This window comes from Geobacter sp. AOG1, from assembly GCF_019972315.1.
Taxonomy (GTDB): domain Bacteria; phylum Desulfobacterota; class Desulfuromonadia; order Geobacterales; family Geobacteraceae; genus Geomobilimonas.
Genome location: NZ_BLIZ01000001.1, coordinates 3,371,589 through 3,386,543 on the forward strand (window position 1 = coordinate 3,371,589; position 14,955 = coordinate 3,386,543).

At 58.3% G+C, this 14,955-nt stretch carries 18 protein-coding genes; 12 read left to right on the plus strand and 6 right to left on the minus strand.

Going from position 1 to position 14,955, the window contains the following annotated elements:
• Positions 1-200 precede the first annotated feature (200 nt).
• From LDN04_RS15320 to LDN04_RS15330, 3 genes are all read right to left on the minus strand, one after another.
• Positions 201-1,181, minus strand: coding sequence for a rhomboid family intramembrane serine protease (locus tag LDN04_RS15320; RefSeq protein ID WP_223912545.1), 981 nt, complete (start codon positions 1,179-1,181; stop codon positions 201-203).
• Positions 1,182-1,348: 167 nt separating this feature from the next.
• Positions 1,349-2,746, minus strand: a complete 1,398-nt coding sequence (locus tag LDN04_RS15325; protein WP_223912546.1) for a L,D-transpeptidase family protein — start codon at positions 2,744-2,746, stop codon at positions 1,349-1,351.
• Positions 2,747-2,996: 250 nt separating this feature from the next.
• Positions 2,997-3,560, minus strand: a complete 564-nt coding sequence (locus LDN04_RS15330) for an ANTAR domain-containing response regulator (RefSeq protein ID WP_223912549.1) — start codon at positions 3,558-3,560, stop codon at positions 2,997-2,999.
• A gap of 133 nt (positions 3,561-3,693) precedes the next feature.
• Here LDN04_RS15330 and LDN04_RS15335 point away from each other — a divergent pair, with 133 nt between their 5' ends.
• The 5 genes from LDN04_RS15335 to LDN04_RS15355 all read left to right on the plus strand — a co-directional run bounded on the left by LDN04_RS15335 (position 3,694) and on the right by LDN04_RS15355 (position 8,938).
• A complete protein-coding gene (locus tag LDN04_RS15335) occupies positions 3,694-4,707 on the plus strand; it encodes an efflux RND transporter periplasmic adaptor subunit (protein WP_223912551.1) in 1,014 nt (337 codons plus the stop codon).
• A complete protein-coding gene (locus tag LDN04_RS15340) occupies positions 4,704-5,642 on the plus strand; it encodes an ABC transporter ATP-binding protein (protein WP_223912553.1) in 939 nt (312 codons plus the stop codon). Before LDN04_RS15335 ends, LDN04_RS15340 begins: the two co-directional genes overlap by 4 nt.
• The gene (locus LDN04_RS15345; protein ID WP_223912556.1) at positions 5,642-6,616 is read left to right on the plus strand and encodes an ABC transporter ATP-binding protein; all 975 of its coding nucleotides are present in this window, start codon (positions 5,642-5,644) and stop codon (positions 6,614-6,616) included. Before LDN04_RS15340 ends, LDN04_RS15345 begins: the two co-directional genes overlap by 1 nt.
• Entirely contained in the window at positions 6,613-7,746 is a 1,134-nt protein-coding gene (locus LDN04_RS15350) for an ABC transporter permease (RefSeq protein WP_223912558.1), read from the plus strand. The genes LDN04_RS15345 and LDN04_RS15350 overlap by 4 nt, the downstream gene beginning before the upstream one ends.
• 64 nt (positions 7,747-7,810) lie before the next feature.
• Positions 7,811-8,938, plus strand: a complete 1,128-nt coding sequence (locus LDN04_RS15355) for an ABC transporter permease (protein WP_223912559.1) — start codon at positions 7,811-7,813, stop codon at positions 8,936-8,938.
• Positions 8,939-9,085: 147 nt separating this feature from the next.
• On the opposite strand, the gene LDN04_RS15360 is transcribed toward LDN04_RS15355, so the two are convergent.
• The 3 genes from LDN04_RS15360 to LDN04_RS15370 all read right to left on the minus strand — a co-directional run bounded on the left by LDN04_RS15360 (position 9,086) and on the right by LDN04_RS15370 (position 11,111).
• On the minus strand, positions 9,086-9,430 hold the full coding sequence (locus tag LDN04_RS15360; RefSeq protein ID WP_223912561.1) for a ferritin family protein: 345 nt from the start codon (positions 9,428-9,430) through the stop codon (positions 9,086-9,088).
• Between the two features lie 28 nt (positions 9,431-9,458).
• Positions 9,459-10,334, minus strand: a complete 876-nt coding sequence (locus tag LDN04_RS15365) for a diguanylate cyclase domain-containing protein (protein ID WP_223912572.1) — start codon at positions 10,332-10,334, stop codon at positions 9,459-9,461.
• A 276-nt stretch (positions 10,335-10,610) separates the two neighbouring features.
• Positions 10,611-11,111: a nitroreductase family protein gene (locus LDN04_RS15370; RefSeq protein ID WP_223912576.1), complete on the minus strand. Its 501-nt coding sequence runs from the start codon at positions 11,109-11,111 to the stop codon at positions 10,611-10,613.
• 188 nt (positions 11,112-11,299) lie between these two features.
• Here LDN04_RS15370 and LDN04_RS15375 point away from each other — a divergent pair, with 188 nt between their 5' ends.
• The 7 genes from LDN04_RS15375 to LDN04_RS15405 all read left to right on the plus strand — a co-directional run bounded on the left by LDN04_RS15375 (position 11,300) and on the right by LDN04_RS15405 (position 14,918).
• Positions 11,300-11,617, plus strand: coding sequence for a YggT family protein (locus LDN04_RS15375; RefSeq protein WP_223912580.1), 318 nt, complete (start codon positions 11,300-11,302; stop codon positions 11,615-11,617).
• Positions 11,614-12,063, plus strand: a complete 450-nt coding sequence (locus LDN04_RS15380; protein WP_223912582.1) for a DivIVA domain-containing protein — start codon at positions 11,614-11,616, stop codon at positions 12,061-12,063. The genes LDN04_RS15375 and LDN04_RS15380 overlap by 4 nt, the downstream gene beginning before the upstream one ends.
• Positions 12,053-12,361 (plus strand): DUF167 domain-containing protein, encoded by a 309-nt coding sequence (locus LDN04_RS15385; RefSeq protein WP_223912584.1) that lies wholly within the window; start codon positions 12,053-12,055, stop codon positions 12,359-12,361. Before LDN04_RS15380 ends, LDN04_RS15385 begins: the two co-directional genes overlap by 11 nt.
• A 15-nt stretch (positions 12,362-12,376) precedes the next feature.
• Positions 12,377-12,841: an HPP family protein gene (locus LDN04_RS15390; protein WP_223912586.1), complete on the plus strand. Its 465-nt coding sequence runs from the start codon at positions 12,377-12,379 to the stop codon at positions 12,839-12,841.
• A 105-nt stretch (positions 12,842-12,946) separates the two neighbouring features.
• Complete coding sequence (locus tag LDN04_RS15395; RefSeq protein ID WP_223912588.1) at positions 12,947-13,195, plus strand: FmdB family zinc ribbon protein; 249 nt, start codon at positions 12,947-12,949, stop codon at positions 13,193-13,195.
• A 138-nt stretch (positions 13,196-13,333) separates the two neighbouring features.
• Complete coding sequence (gene folD / locus LDN04_RS15400; RefSeq protein ID WP_223912590.1) at positions 13,334-14,191, plus strand: bifunctional methylenetetrahydrofolate dehydrogenase/methenyltetrahydrofolate cyclohydrolase FolD; 858 nt, start codon at positions 13,334-13,336, stop codon at positions 14,189-14,191.
• A gap of 79 nt (positions 14,192-14,270) precedes the next feature.
• Positions 14,271-14,918 (plus strand): methylenetetrahydrofolate reductase C-terminal domain-containing protein, encoded by a 648-nt coding sequence (locus LDN04_RS15405; protein ID WP_223912593.1) that lies wholly within the window; start codon positions 14,271-14,273, stop codon positions 14,916-14,918.
• The last annotated feature ends 37 nt before the right edge of the window (positions 14,919-14,955 follow it).

The following is a 14,955-nucleotide window of genomic DNA, read 5'->3' on the forward strand; positions in this document are numbered from 1 at the left end:
TTCCTAACAATGTAGTTCGCACCTCAAATCGAGATGCTAACTGTATATATATTTTGTACTTATTTCAAAGCACCGGGCACGTAAAGGTGATAAGCCCAAAGCATAACTAGCTGTATTTATTGAGTTGTATACGCAAAAGGCCTACGCTGTGGTATTTACATTCAGCAGATATTTCTTTTATACGTGGTCGAAATACGCTCTCAACCCCACCCACACAGCAGCGCCCACCACCATGCAGACACCACAACGACACCGGATACAAGAGCCAGCAAGGCATTCAGCCTCCTGCCGGGACGACCGTACCTCCCCTCCACCTTTTCCGCTATCGCTCCGAGCACCACGCCGAAAACGAAACCGAACAGGTGCGCACCCAGGTCGGTGTTCTTCCCTTCCGTACCCAGAATCGCCAGAAGAGCCAGGGCGGCAGCGATGGGGGGCAGCCAGCGACGATGCAGATGGGAAGGATAACGCACCATGCTGATGGCGGCAAATATACCGACTGCACCGAATACGGCGGTAGAGGCACCGACCGACCGGTGGCTCGAAAGCTGAAGGATGGCATTGGCCAGGTTGCCGAGTACGCCGGCGCCGATGAGGAGGCTCCAGGCAAGACCCGAACCGAGTTCGCGGCAGAGGAGAAGGATAAAGATACCACCGATCGTCAGATTGCTGATGAGGTGCAGCCAGTCGGCATGGAGAGTGAGGGCGGTGACGAGCCGCCACCACTGGCCGTCCAGAATTCTGGCAGCATGGGCGTTGCCGAGGTCGATCCAGTCGATGGGGTCATGGCCGGACAGGGAGATGCCAAGCCGGGTGAGATTGTGGAAGGTGGCAAGGAGGATGAGCACCGAAAGGGTGGGGAGGGTATTTTCAACCAGGGGTCGGTGGGGAATCGCGGGAGGGGGCCAGTTGCGGTTTTCTTCCTCAAAGAGGCGCAGCTCGTTGCAGGCAACGGCAAAGTCAGCCGCCTTCACATGAAGTATCCACCCACCGTCGTCAGGTTCGATGCGCGAGGGGATATAACGCGCCTCAAGGACCAGTGACCAGAGGTGGGCACGCCGTTCGGAAAGGGGGCCGGCGGCTCCCCCCTTTCCCAGGTCGGGGGGGACGATTGCCAGCCATTCATCTCCAAGCTCCCCGTTATGCTCATACTCGCGCGCCATACTCACTACTATAAGCATCAACGATGGCCTTTACCACCCTAACCGACAAATTAAACCGCAAAAAAAGAGAGACGCGCTCCCTTCTCCGGGAGTGTCCCTTCAAAATGGCCTCGTACGTATCAAGCACCATCGGATAAAGAACACACTGGCAGTTTCTGGCCAGGGGGGGCAAGCTGGCATTCAACTTACATCGTCACATCTTCGGCTACCCCCAGCTTGCTCCTGAGAACAAGATCGACCTTCTTCCAGTCCACCTTACCGGTTGCCCTGTTTTTTCGGAGGGCCTCTTTCACTTCCTTTTCGAAGTCTATCTTCTTATCGTACACATCGCGGTTAACCTCCAGAAACACCCGGCCGTCTTCGGTGACTGCCACCTTGATCGGGCTGTAGATGATTTCGCCCCTGGTATTGACCTCGATCTCGTTGAACAGGTCCTCCATCATACCGGGCGAAACCCTGATGCAGCCGTGGCTGCTGAACCCGTAAATGGAGGCGGGGCGAATAGTGCTGTGGATCATTATCCCCGGTATCGATGTCCGCAATGCATATTTACCCAGCGGGTTCTTGTCCCCCGGCAGGACCTTGCTGACGACCTCCTTCCCCTGCTCTTCCATCTCCTTCTGGATGGAGGGGGGAACGCGCCAGACGGGATCTTTTTCCTTGGCCAGTATCCTGAAAACGCCGGTAGGGGTGTGCCAGACGACGTCATCTTCCTGGATATCCCGAGGGTTTGGTTTCCCCAGGGCAACGGGAATGGATTTCACAAGCCGACCCTGCTTGAAATAGTACATCATGCGATCGGGGATATTGATAACCAGCCCGTTCCTGACCTTCTTGGGAACGATCCTCCGGTTCACCACCTTCAGTTCCTGCCCCTCGTAGAGATACTGCTTCGGGTCGAGATTATTGGTCTTTGCGAGATACCGCCAGCTGACTCCCAGCCTCGCGCCGATCAGCCCCAGTGTGTCTCCTTTTTTCACCACATACTGCTCTTCACCGCCGATTATTCGGTCAGATTTAATGACCGGAGGAGAAATAAGACGTTTGGCCTGTCCTGCTTTCCCATCTCCAACCTTCGGCGCACGCGAAGCATCTGCCTGACCTGTCTTTCCATCCCACTCAGAAAGTGGTTGATTTTCAATCGGCCGGCCAAGCTCGACAGGGACAGCTTCCTCTACAGGAGAGGGATATTCCGGCACCAGACTGTCCGGGTCGACAGGGGACTCCTTGAGCGGTACCTCAGACAAGACCCTGTCCTGACCGGCAACCGGGCGTTTCGCGGGGGATGCAACATGCTGCTCCCCCTTCCCTGCCATCTGTTCTTCCAGCAGTTTCCCCTTCACCAGGGCGAGCCGGTAATAATTTTCGGCCATCCGGTCATCGCTGTTTTTCAGAAATGCTTCCCCACGGGCGTAGGTCTCCTCGACGCTCAGGTACTCATCATAGGCCCGTGCAGGCGCATCCGCGTCACACAGGCGGGCAAGGGTCGCCAACGCATCAGGCCTGCTCTTCGGCGTGCCTGAGCAGCCGCAAAGAATGGACATCGGCAGCATCATGGTAAGGACAAACAAGCGTGGCACCATGGTTGTTGTGGTGATCTCCCGAAAAACGTTGCATTGATGGAAACTGAAGGGAGTACTCTTGGAATTTTACGGCAAGATATAAGAGATACGCAAGATTTTCAATCTCTAAATAGGAAGTCGTGGCGTTTTTACGCAGAGCTACAGAAGGGGAATACAGTACGCGGGAAAAAATGGGGAAAAAAGAAGCACGTAAAGCCCGGATGCACGACGGAGACGGGAACTGGCCGCTCGTCGTACATCCGGTCGTCAATTACTCGGTAAGAAGTATCGCTTCCGCGATCTGGCGCATGCTTTTCCGCTTGTCCATGGCCAGCTTCTGCATCTTGCGAAACGCTTCGGGTTCGGTAAGCCCCTGTCGTTGCATGAGCACCCCCTTGGCTCTCTCGATCACCTTCCGGCTCTCGATGGAGTCCTTCAGGTCCTCTACCTCCTCCTTGAGTTCCTCCACCTCCGAGGCATGGGCAAAGGCGAGCTCGATGGCAGGCCAGAGGTCCTGGTCGCGGAAGGGCTTGGTGAGGAGCGCGGCAACGCCCGCTTCCTTTGCCTTCTTCACTGTCTCCTGATCATAGCAGGCGGTGAGGAGGAGGATAGGAATCTTCAGCTTTTTTCTGATCTCCCGGGCTGCGGAGATGCCGTCCAGCTTCGGCATTGCCACGTCCAGAATGACCATGTCGGGAATCCGGGCGAGGGCCGTTTTCACCGCCGCCTCACCGTCGCCACACTCCATAATTTCATCAAACCCCAGTTCCTTCAGCCTATTTTTTAGGCTCATTCTGATGATGGGTTCGTCATCGCAGATAAGTACTGTTTTCAATGAAATCACCGCCTTATGATGGATTTGCCCCCGTTCGTCAACAACGTCTTAAAGGGTAAAGAGCACAAAGCATTCCAATCGGCGTCATTAGGTGGTATAAATCACTATGGAATTTAGAACGGGAGGGGTTTAGGTGAGTAAAAAGCTCGTGGTGATCATTGTCCTGGCTCTGGTGGTAGCTGCTACCGCGTTTTTCATGCTCAGGAATTCCCGCACGGCAGACGGCTCTGTCCGGGTATCGGGAAATATCGAGATAACCACCGTCGAGGCGAGCTTCAAGATACCGGGACGGGTCATGGAACGGCTGGTGGATGAAGGAGTTCGGGTCAAGGCCGGTCAACTCGTCGCGCGTCTCGACAGTAGCGACCTCGCCAAGGAAGTGGCGCTCCGCCAAGCGGATGTACAGGCGGCCCGCGCGGCGCTGGCCGAACTGGAAGCAGGTTCCCGCAAGGAGGAGATCGGCCAGGCGGAGGCAACTCTGGCTCGGGCTGACGCCGAGGCGACCCGCGCCGAGGCTGACTTCAAACGGGTCAAAAGCCTCTTTGAGCGGGAAGTGGTCGCCAGGCGTGACCTGGACAACGCACGGGCAGCCGCCGATGCGGCAACCGCAAATGTGCGGCTGGCACGGGAAAGTCTCACCCTCTCCCGCAAGGGACCACGGCAGGAACGGATTGACCAGGGACGTGCAAAGGCAAAAGAAGCGGAGGCAGCCCTGGCCATCGCCCAGGAGCGGCTCTCCTATGCCACCCTTGTAGCACCGTCAGCCGGCATGGTGATGGCCAAGCATGTGGAGCCGGGAGAGCAGGTGGCCGCCGGCACCCCGGTGATAACCATCGGCGACCTGGAAAACACCTGGGTCCGGGCCTACATCAACGAAACCGACCTGGGACAGGTAAAGCTCGGCCAGGAGGTCAAAGTCACCACCGACACCTACCCCGGCAAGTCCTACCAAGGGAAGATTTCCTTCATCGCCAGTGAAGCGGAATTCACCCCCAAGAACGTCCAGACCCAGAAGGAGCGAGTCAAGCTCGTCTACCGGATCAAGGTCACCATCCCCAACCCGAACATGGAACTGAAGCCGGGAATGCCGGCGGACGGAGAAATCATCACAGGGGCCGGGGACCGGGGACCGGGAACCGGCAAATGATTTCCCCCCCTCCAGCTATCAAGACCGAAAACCTTACCAGGCGCTTCGACGGGCTCACCGCTGTGGACGGCCTTACCCTCTCCATCGCCACGGGTGAACTGTTCGGCCTGGTCGGCTCGGACGGAGCAGGGAAGACCACTACCATGCGGATGCTCGCCGGCATCATGGACCCGAGCGACGGCAATGCGTGGGTCCTGGGGCGGCACTCGGTGCGCGACAGCGAGGCAATCAAGGACGACATCGGCTACATGAGCCAGCGCTTCGGCCTCTACCCCGACCTGACGGTAATGGAGAACATCCTCTTCTACGCCGACATCTACGGACTCCCCCGGCGCGGGCGTGCCGAAAAAATCGACCGGCTCCTCGCCTTCAGCAACCTCACTCCCTTCAGAAAACGCCAGGCAGGAAACCTCTCCGGCGGGATGAAACAGAAGCTGGGACTCGCCTGTGCCCTCGTCCACACCCCCAAGGTCCTCTTCCTCGACGAACCTACCAATGGCGTCGATCCGGTGTCGCGCCGGGATTTCTGGCGCATCCTCTACCAGCTTCTGAAGGAGGGAGTCACCATCTTCGTCACCACTGCCTACCTGGACGAGGCAGACCGCTGCAATCGGGTGGGGCTCATCCACAAGGGAAAGCTCCTCGCCTGCGAGACCCCGGCCAACCTGAAACAGCTCATGCGCGGCGCAATCCTCGAAATACGCACCGCCGACCCCCGCCGCACCGCGCGCCTGTTGCGCAACCGGTTTCCTGATGCCTCGGTCGGGCTCTTTGGTGACCGGGTCCACCTGGTGACCGGTGATCCTGTCACGGGAGAAACCGCCGCCGTCTCTCTGCTGAGTGCGGAGGGGATCGAGCTCCGAGGCATCCGGCAGATCGAGCCGAGCCTGGAGGATGTGTTCGTGTCGGTACTCTCCCGCCAGGATGGTGTGTGATGAACGGCGCCGTCACCGATTACGCCGTCACCCTTACGGAACTCTCCAAGCAGTTCGGCGACTTCGTTGCCGTGGATCGTCTGAATCTCAACGTAAAGCGGGGGGAGATTTTCGGCTTCCTCGGCCCCAACGGCGCCGGCAAGTCCACCACCATCCGGATGCTCTGCGGCATCCTCCCCCCCTCCGGCGGAAACGGGACCGTGGCAGGATTCGACATAAAGCGCGAGGCGGAGGAGATCAAGAAGAACATCGGCTACATGAGCCAGAAGTTCTCCCTCTACGACGACCTGACGGTGGAGGAGAACATTGACTTCTACAGCGGCATCTACCGGATTCCCGCCACAAAGAAGCGGGAACGGAAGGAGTGGGTGATCGGGATGGCCGGGCTCAAGGAGCACCGCTCCTCCCGCACCGCCATCCTTTCCGGCGGCTGGAAACAGCGCCTTGCCCTGGGATGCGCCATCCTCCACGAGCCCCCCATCATCTTCCTGGATGAGCCGACCTCGGGAGTGGACCCCATAAGCCGGCGCAACTTCTGGGATCTGATTTACCATCTGGCGGGCCAGGGGGTGACGGTGTTCGTTACCACCCACTACATGGATGAAGCAGAATACTGCGACCGGCTCGGCCTCATCTACCGAGGGGAACTGATCGCCCTCGGCACCCCGGAGGAACTGAAGAACCGGCAGATGTCGGAAGAGATCGTGGAGGTATTCTGCGACCGTCCCCAGGATGCCATGGGACTCATCGAGGAGCTGCCAGGAGTTCGCCACGCAGCCCTTTTCGGACGGGGACTGCACGTGGTGGCGGACCGGGCGGAAGAGGCGATTCCGGCCATCGAAAAGAAACTGACCGATGCCGGCTATCCGGCAGTGGAGCTGGAGCGGATCGTCCCCTCCCTGGAAGATGTGTTCGTATCGCTCATCGAGGCCCGTGACCGGCAGGAAGCACCACAGCAGGAATTTAAACGATGAAGCCCCGGCGGATAAAAGCAGTCGCCTGCAAGGAATTTCTCCACGTCATACGGGACCCGCGCAGCCTCATGATGGGACTCGCCATCCCCCTGCTCCTCCTCTTCCTGTTCGGCTATGCGCTGACTCTGGACGTGGACAGGGTGCCGCTCATGGTCTGGGATCAGAGCAACACCGCAGCGAGCCGGGACTTCGTCAGCCGCTTCGCCGGTTCCCGTTACTTCTCCCTGCAGGGCACCACCGACACCTACCGTGAAATCGAACGGGCCATCGACCGGCGCGATGCGCTCATCGCCCTGGTCATCCCCGTGGACTTTGCTCGCCGACTCGAAGCGGGCCGCCAAGTAGAAGTCCAGGCGATCCTTGACGGCAGCGACTCCAACACCGCCACCATAGCCCTCGGCTACGCCAATGCGGTGACCATGGGTTACTCCCGCGACATCGTCCTGGAGCAGGCCAGGCGCGCCGGCGGGGACATCGCCGTGGGACAGCTGGATGTGAGACCCCGCATCTGGTTCAATTCCGACATGATATCCCGAAACTATATCTTCCCCGGCCTCATTGCCGTCATCATGATGGTCATCACCGCCCTCCTCACCTCGCTCACGGTGGCACGGGAATGGGAAACCGGCACCATGGAGCAGTTGATATCCACCCCCCTCACCGGACCGGAACTTATTACAGGGAAGCTCATCCCCTATTTCACCGTCGGCATCATCGACCTGCTTCTCTCGGTACTGGTTGGCGAGTTTTTTTTCCACATACCCCTGCGGGGAAGTCTCTGGCTGCTCTTCGGCATGTCGGTCGTTTTCCTGATCGGCGCGCTCTCCCTTGGAATGCTCATCAGCATCATCACGAAAAACCAGCGGATGGCCAGCCAGCTTGCCATCGTGTCGACCATGCTGCCGGCCTTCCTCCTCTCGGGGTTCATCTTTCCCATTGAAAACATGCCGCTGCCGATCCAGGGGATAACCCATATCATCACCGCTCGCTATTTCGTCACTATCCTGCGCGGCATCTATCTCAAGGATGTGGGAATCGAGGTCCTGGCTACAGAGGCGGGATTCCTGGCGGTATTCGGTGGTGTGGTGATAACCCTGGCCATCAGGAAATTCAAGAAGAAGATCGTGTAACGCAAGAGACCTGCAGATCGGAAGGGGAAATTAGTGAATCCACCCCTTCCGCGCTTGGAGACACATGTTCGAACGCCTGCTCTGCATGCTGAAGAAAGAGATCATCCAGACGCTGCGGGATCCGCGGATGCGCTTTATCCTGTTCATTATTCCGGCCTTCCAGACCGTTATCTTCGGGTATGCGGTCAACACTGACGTACGACAGGTACGGACCGCAATCTACGATCTGGATAACAGCGTCGAAAGCCGGGACATTGCCGCCCGGCTGGTCCGATCGGGCTATTTCGATGTGACCGAACATATCCAGCGGGAAGAGCGTGTCAGGGATATTCTGGACCACGGCGAGGTAAAAGCGGTGTTCCGGATGAACCGGGGGATGGGAGAAGCCCTGCGGGGGGGGCGCGCCGCTCCCCTGCAGCTCATACTGGATGGAGCCGACTCCAACACCGCCGGCATCGTTCTCAATTACGCGATGAACATCGCCGCTCGCTACAACGAACAGCTCCGGGTAGAACAGATCGCCCGGCAGCGGGGAACCTCGGCAGCTTCGGGGGGTGTCGTGCTGCAGAGCCGCGCCTGGTACAACGACAACCTGGAAAGCAGCAACTACTATGTTCCGGCAGTCATCGCCAATATCGTGCTGATAATCACCATGCTCCTCTCCAGCATGGCCGTGGTGCGGGAAAAGGAGATCGGCACCATGGAACAGATGATTGTCACCCCCATCAGCCGGGGGGAATTCATCCTCGGCAAAACCATCCCGTTCGTCCTGATCGGCTTTATCGACGTGGCGCTCATCACCGTGGTGGCCTATTTCTGGTTCGGAGTGCCGATCCGTGGCAGTCTCACCCTCCTTTTTGCCGCTACCGGACTGTTCCTCATGAGCAGTCTCGGCTTCGGTCTCTTCCTCTCCACCATTAGCCGTACCCAGCAGCAGGCGATGATGAGCTCGTTCATGTTCATCTTCCCCGCCATGCTCCTTTCGGGGTTCGCCTTCCCCATCGAAAACATGCCGGAAGCGGTGCAGTGGCTGACCTTCCTCAACCCCCTCCGCTACTACCTCGTCATCATCCGGAGCATTTTCCTGAAAGGGGTTGGTCTGTCCATCCTCTGGCCCCAGTTGCTCGGACTCTTCGTCCTCGGCACCGTCATCCTTTCCTTTGCCGTCCAGCGCTTCCGGAAAACAGTTTGATACCTGAATCGGTCGAAGCCGAGTGACCCTGGACCCGAGTGCTCGCCACCGCTCTGAGTCTAAAGGACACTCAGCCCTCGCGAGTTCACGCAAAAGAAAAGGCGCTGGTTACCCGGCGCCTTTCGTAGTGTACAGGGAAGCGGCAAGTTACTTCATCTTGCAGTTATTCCCCTTCTTATCTTTGCACTTCTTCTGCAGCTCCTCCATCAACTCCCGCACTTCCTCCGCACCTTTGTCATAGAACGTCTCCTCGTCCGGGGCCAGGTGCCGCAGGAGTTGGAGGAATTCGCCGGCATGGACCCGCTCTTCGTCGGCTATATCCTTCAGCACCTCGATCGCCAGCTTGTTATCAGTGGACTCGGCCAGCTGCATGTAAAGCTGGATCGCCTCGTACTCGGCCGCAACAAGAAACCTGATGGCGCGAACCAGTTCCTCGTGGGTCAGTTTACGGTCATGGGCCAACCCGGCGAAGGGTGTTCCAAAGTCAGGCATTGCTCTTACCTCCTCTGTTGTGTGGTGATCATGCGTACAGCGACGGGTTAGTGCATACCTCGTGAACAGTCCTGCCCATGCCGCCTTCGCGCACCCTTGTCGCCAGCCGTTCAGCCTTTTCCAGCAGTTCATCCACCGTTTCAGGGGGACGCAGAAAAGTCACCGCGCCGACCCCCATCAGGAGCCCCCATTCGTTTTTCCGGAGCAGTTCGGCAAGCCGGTCGTAGAGTTTCCTGAGCACGATATCGGCCGATTCGTTGTCCGTTTCCGGCAGCAGCAGGACGAATTCGTTGTCCCGCTGCAGACCGACCACGTCGGAACTGCGGGTGTTGACACGGATGGCACGGGCAATCTTCCGCAGGACGGCCCCTTCATTGCGACAGCCAAGGTTGGGTGGAGCACCCTCCCCATACCGGAAATTGACGCAGGCAAGGGTAAACGGCCGACCGTAGCGTTGCGCCCGACTGATCTCGGCGCCGGCCAGTTCGGTGAAGAAGTTGCGGGTACAGGCGCCGCTCCCCCTGTCGTAAAGGGCCAGATGCCGGTTGACCACCCGCTCCCGCCGCAGGGCGGATACAACCAGAGAGAAAGCAGCAAAGCTTCCCAGCAGCATGGCAAAATTCAGTCCGTTCACTGCGGACGTCGCCAGAGTGTCGAGCGGCTGCTTCCCCGTAACAAGCCACATGCAGGCACAGCCGCAGGCCATGGCCACTCCCCCCCAGCGCTGCCCGTACCAGCTGACTAACGCAATGGGGAGCATATAGGCAAAATCCAGATGGATGCCGGGATTCAGATAATCGACCAAGGCCAAAAGCACTGCAAGGACAAATCCCAGCATGGCAAGAAACAGCCGGGACTGCTTATGCAGGTACTCTTCCAGTTCATTCATCTTGCCAACCCGCATTTTTCGCCCCCGCACCCCTTTAAAAGCCGCGAACATACCAGAAACAAGGCGTCGGTTCAATTAAAAACAATTAATGTAAATAATTTCAATAGGTTGTGGTGCTCGTTAGGTTGAAGTGTACCAGAAGCGTCGGGGAAATCCAGTCAGGCGGTCACGAGTGCTACCCGTTTCTTTCACCGCCCGGATCAACAAGCCGGCCGGGCGGAAAGAAAAAACCCTTCAGCCCCCGTGAGGGGTGAAGGGTTTCCCCTGTCGATGGGGTGGGATAGCTGCATATCACCAGTGATTATAATGGACTCGACGGCCATCGAACCGCCCGGCCGGGTGTTCCTGTTCCCGCGGATAACCAAGGGGGACGAGTGAAACGGGAATGATGCTGTCGGGAAGTCCGAGGAGTCGCTGCATCCCGGCCACCCGCTCCAACAGAGGATGGATGCTCAGGCATATCCCCCCGAGGTTGCGCGCCCGGGCTACTACGAGGATTGTTTCCGCGGCAGTCGTGCAGTCGCGGAACCAGACTTCTTTGTCCTCTCCCAGCCGGGAGTCGTAACAGACAACCACTGCCAGCGGGGCTTCCCTGACCAAGTGGGCGGAAGAAAGAAAATCCGGAATCCGCGCTAGGAGGCTGCGGTCGTTGATGACCACGAATTGCCACGGTCGCTGCGGGCCCGTAACCGGCATGCGCATGACTTCCTTGAGGATGTCTCTGACAAGAGGCTCCGGCACCGCCTGCGGAGAAAACTCACGCACCGACTTGAGCGAAAATACTGCCTCCATGACGCTCTCCCGTACGTTCAGCGATCTTGAGTTTTGATTAGAGCAAACAAATTATAATCTTACTATACCACCGCCCCTTATGGCTGTAAAGTTGCGAAGGGGCACACTCCAGGGGTGTTGAGCTTGACATGCTATTGAATATTCTGTATAAATTTCAGGTTGTCCGAGCCATGCACAAAGGGGCGCCCATGTTTGTAGTAGCCAATTTCCTCATCGCCGTCGCCAAGGTTGCCGACATCCTCCTCACCATCTATATGTATGTCATCATTGGCCGGGCGATCATCTCCTGGGTCAACCCCGATCCCTACAACCCGATCGTCAGATTCCTCTACCGGGCAACCGAACCGCTTCTTTACCGGGTCCGCAGGGTCCTACCCGACATGGGTGGCCTCGATCTCTCGCCACTCGTCATTCTTCTGGGGATCTACTTTCTCCAGAAATTTGCCATCAGCTCCATCTATGAATTTGGCTATCGACTGAAAATGAGCGGGGGAGGATTGCCGTGAAAATAACACCACTGGATATACAGCAACAGCAATTCAAGGGAAAGATGTTCGGCGGTCTTGACCCGGAGGAAGTGGACAGCTTCCTGCAGATGGTATCCCACGAGATGGAAGACCTGCTCCGGGAGAATAGCGACCTGAAGGAACAGGCGCACCGGATGGCAACAGAGCGGGAAGAGATGACGGAGCGGGAAGGAAAGCTGCGTGAGACCATGCTCGCTGCACAGCGGGTCACCGAAGAGATGAAGGCAAACTCCCAGAAGGAAGCGAGCCTCCTCGTCTCCGAGGCCGAACTGAAGGCGGAGCGCATCCTAATCGATGCGGAAAAAAGGCTCGCCCAACTGACCAGTCAGATACAGGAGTTGCGCAGGGAAAAGCTGCAGTTCGAAACGTCGTTCAAGTCCCTCCTCGACTCGCACTACAAAATGCTGAACATCGATGAATCGTGATACCAACGACGCTCTTCTGAAAATCACCGAATCCGGCGCCGGCGTCATCTTTACCGTCCACGTCCAGCCCCGCGCATCCAGAACCGAACTGTGCGGCGTGCAGGGAGAAGAGCTCAAGTTGCGCCTGACTTCTCCGCCGGTGGACGACGCGGCCAACAAGCTCTGCCAGGAGTTTCTGGCCAAACTCCTCGGCGTGGCGAAATCCCGGGTAACCATCATTGCCGGCGCCAAGTCGCGCCACAAGACGATCGAGGTAACCGGCATCGAGCGGGACGCAGTTCTTGCCCTCCTCAATTAAAGCATTGGAGTTATCATGAAAGCCCGCGACATTATGATCACCGATTTCCCCATGATTTCGCTCCACGCCTCCGTCGGCGAGGCTGTCCGCATCCTGCGCAAGAACTTCGGCGACGAAAGCTACATGAACGCCGCCCCCGGCCTCGTGGTGGTGAATGACAACGGCGAACTTGCCGGGATACTCTCCCCGCTCTCCATTCTCAAGGCCCTTGGAACGGAGGCGAACGGAGCCGGCCGGCCCAGGGAAGAATCGCCGGAGTTTTACGCCACGCTTTCCACCACCATCAAGGCAAAAAAAGTCATCGATATCATGGACTGGCAAGCCATCTCGGTCACCGAGGACGCCCAGCTTCTCGAAGTGGCAGACCTGTTCGTTGCCAACCGCTTTCAGCGTATCCCGGTGGTTCGGAACGGCAAGGTAACGGGTGTCATCTACCGTTCCCGTCTCCTCTTCGCCCTGGTCGACTCCCTGCTCGCCTGAGGGGGAAGCACATCGGGCCCCTTGACAAACCGGGACCCGCTCCATTATATTTAAATTTCGGAAATAATCCGATGAATCAATAGCTTTACAGGAGGAAGTCGATCCATGCCCGTCTACGAGTACCAGTGCACCGCCTGCAACAACACCTTCGAACTGCGCCAGAAATTTTCGGACGAGCCTGCCACCGAGTGCCCCGCCTGCGGCGGTGCGGTGAAAAAGCTCATCTCCAACACCGCATTCAGCCTCAAAGGAGGCGGATGGTATACCGAAGGGTACGGCAGCAAAAAGAGTTCCGATGCCCCGACCTGTCCATCGGGTGGCAGCTGCGCCGGCTGTCCGTCGGCCGCCGCCTGACTCGACGCCGCTAAGCCTGCGGCACGAAAAAGAATCCTCCGCCTCCGGAGGATTTTTTTTGCCCGGGAAAAGGCTTTACAAATCCCCCCCCGTTTTCTATTATTTCCGGACATTACAACGCATGGAGGGAGTACGACTGTGGCCCAGATCATAGACGGTAAAGCCATTGCGGCCAAGATCCGCGGCGAAATAGCCAACGACGTGAAAACCCTTGCCGGCCAAGGGGTTCAGCCAGGACTGGCGGTGGTGCTGGTGGGTGAAGATCCGGCCAGCAAGGTATATGTCAGCATGAAGGAAAAGGCCTGCCAGGACGTGGGGATCTTTTCCGATGAGCACAAACTGCCGGCAGAAACCAGCGAAACGGATCTGCTGGCCCTCATCGACAAGCTGAACCTGGATCCGCGCATCCATGGCATCCTGGTCCAGCTCCCCCTTCCAAAACAGATCGATACGGAAAAAGTGCTGGAGGCCATTTCACCCGCCAAGGATGCGGACGGTTTTCATCCCTACAACGTCGGCCGCCTGGTGGTCGGCAAACCCCTCTTCCAGCCCTGCACCCCCTACGGTGTCATGGTCATGCTGAAGGAGACGGGGGTCGACCTGAAGGGGAAGGACGTGGTGGTGGTCGGCCGCTCCAACATCGTCGGCAAGCCGGTCGCCCTCATGTGTCTGCAACAGCATGCGACCGTCACCATATGCCACTCCCGGACCCGGGACCTGGCCGCCAAAGTCGGGCAGGCCGACGTCGTCATCGCCGCCGTCGGGGTGCCGGAGATGATCAAGGGGGAGTGGATAAAGCCCGGGGCGGTCGTAATCGACGTAGGGGTAAACCGGGTCGGCGACCGGAAGCTCGTGGGGGACGTTGAGTACGCCGCCGCCAGCGAGCGTGCCGCCGCCATCACGCCGGTCCCGGGCGGGGTAGGCCCCATGACCATCACCATGCTTCTCTACAACACCGTGGAGTCGGCTAAAAGAACAGTGAAAAGTGAACAGTGAAAAGAAAAAGGCGTGGAAAGCGCTTTCCAGCGTTATCCACCATTCACTATTCACCTTTCACGGGGAGCGCTAGCGAACCATGATTGTCAGCAAACAGAAACCGTTCGCAGATATCCTCGCCAGCCTTGACGGGCGTTCCCGTGTCTTCCTGGTCGGCTGCGCCAAGTGCGCGACGGTCTGCAAATCGGGGGGAGAGGAAGAAATCTGGCAGATGCAAGAATCCCTCACCTCTGCCGGCAAGGAGGTGACCGGTTCCGTCGTCATCGACGAGGCATGCCACATGCTGCGAGTCGGCCGCGACCTGCGGACCAGGAAGGAGATGGTGGAGGAAGCTCACGCCCTTCTCGTACTTGCCTGCGGTGCCGGCGTCCAATCCATCGCCGCCAGTTCTGGCAAGCCGACCATTGCCGGAGCAGACACCCTTTTCCTCGGCAATATCCGGCGCTTCGGCCAGTTCGAACAGCGCTGTTCCCTCTGCGGCGAATGTATCCTCACCGAAACCGCCGGCATCTGCCCGGTAACCGTCTGTCCCAAGGGGCTTTTGAACGGCCCCTGCGGCGGCATGGACGAAGGGCACTGCGAAACCGACCCGGAGGCGGAGTGCGTCTGGCACCAGATATACCAGCGCCTCAAGGAACAGCAGGCCACGGAGAATCTGAAAAAAATCGCCCCTGGCAAGGATTTCTCCCGAATGCTCAAACCGGGAAAGCTGAAACTCGACAAATAACCGTCAAATCCGCCACAGAAGCGCGGAGAAACTAACA

Coding starts and splice junctions, on each gene's coding strand:
- LDN04_RS15320 (WP_223912545.1), bottom strand. CDS start 1,181: ATGCTTATAGTAGTGAGTATGGCGCGCGAGTATGAGCATAACGGGGAG.
- LDN04_RS15350 (WP_223912558.1), top strand. CDS start 6,613: ATGAAGCCCCGGCGGATAAAAGCAGTCGCCTGCAAGGAATTTCTCCAC.
- LDN04_RS15340 (WP_223912553.1), top strand. CDS start 4,704: ATGATTTCCCCCCCTCCAGCTATCAAGACCGAAAACCTTACCAGGCGC.
- LDN04_RS15390 (WP_223912586.1), top strand. CDS start 12,377: ATGAAAGCCCGCGACATTATGATCACCGATTTCCCCATGATTTCGCTC.
- LDN04_RS15375 (WP_223912580.1), top strand. CDS start 11,300: ATGTTTGTAGTAGCCAATTTCCTCATCGCCGTCGCCAAGGTTGCCGAC.
- LDN04_RS15405 (WP_223912593.1), top strand. CDS start 14,271: ATGATTGTCAGCAAACAGAAACCGTTCGCAGATATCCTCGCCAGCCTT.
- LDN04_RS15345 (WP_223912556.1), top strand. CDS start 5,642: ATGAACGGCGCCGTCACCGATTACGCCGTCACCCTTACGGAACTCTCC.
- LDN04_RS15395 (WP_223912588.1), top strand. CDS start 12,947: ATGCCCGTCTACGAGTACCAGTGCACCGCCTGCAACAACACCTTCGAA.
- LDN04_RS15365 (WP_223912572.1), bottom strand. CDS start 10,334: ATGCGGGTTGGCAAGATGAATGAACTGGAAGAGTACCTGCATAAGCAG.
- LDN04_RS15325 (WP_223912546.1), bottom strand. CDS start 2,746: ATGGTGCCACGCTTGTTTGTCCTTACCATGATGCTGCCGATGTCCATT.
- LDN04_RS15360 (WP_223912561.1), bottom strand. CDS start 9,430: ATGCCTGACTTTGGAACACCCTTCGCCGGGTTGGCCCATGACCGTAAA.
- LDN04_RS15370 (WP_223912576.1), bottom strand. CDS start 11,111: ATGGAGGCAGTATTTTCGCTCAAGTCGGTGCGTGAGTTTTCTCCGCAG.
- LDN04_RS15385 (WP_223912584.1), top strand. CDS start 12,053: ATGAATCGTGATACCAACGACGCTCTTCTGAAAATCACCGAATCCGGC.
- LDN04_RS15355 (WP_223912559.1), top strand. CDS start 7,811: ATGTTCGAACGCCTGCTCTGCATGCTGAAGAAAGAGATCATCCAGACG.